Annotated in this window: 1 protein-coding gene; it reads right to left on the bottom strand. The window is 34.5% G+C overall.

Annotated features, from left to right (window positions below; translation table 11 throughout):
- Nucleotides 1-26 precede the first annotated feature (26 nt).
- A complete protein-coding gene (locus FILTAD_RS15210; protein ID WP_124071825.1) occupies nucleotides 27-452 on the bottom strand; it encodes a hypothetical protein in 426 nt (141 codons plus the stop codon).
- Nucleotides 453-516 lie beyond the last annotated feature (64 nt).

Raw genomic sequence — 516 nt, 5'->3', positions numbered from 1 at the left:
GCGCCCGATTCTGGAATAGACCAGAGTTATACTGTTTTTTCATCACTTGTAAAAGTGATGAATGCGTTGAGTAATAAAACATATAAGGGATAAAGGATTAAACATCCTAAAATCAATATTCCATCTCCAGGACCGCCTTTATCTGCTGGTTTGGTAATAGGAAATAAAGAAGCAAATATAAAAATGAAAAGAATTAAATACGGCAACCAAAGAAGAACAGACCAAAAGGATGATTTACGATTATACAGCCAAGCCTTTGTTAAATAGTGAATGAACGCAGAAAGAAGTATAACGGAAACGATTGCGCTAACACCTATCACTTTATTAATAACATCAAAATCCCATCCCGTTAACCTACTAATACGGGATACATTTATGAAAAGCTCAATGGGAATGAAAATCATTACAGCATACAACACACTGATAACATTTAGTTTCCAAAAAGTATTCATTTGCGCCTCCCTATAAATCGCCGGTTGTTTAAATCATACAATAATTCATTTCATAATCTGGCCC

Source organism: Filibacter tadaridae (assembly GCF_900609045.1).
GTDB lineage: Bacteria > Bacillota > Bacilli > Bacillales_A > Planococcaceae > Sporosarcina > Sporosarcina tadaridae.
This window is presented reverse-complemented; position numbering and strand designations above follow the sequence as displayed.

What these genes read in the sequence shown, in the direction of transcription:
- FILTAD_RS15210 (WP_124071825.1), bottom strand. Translation starts at nt 452, where the DNA reads ATGAATACTTTTTGGAAACTAAATGTTATCAGTGTGTTGTATGCTGTA.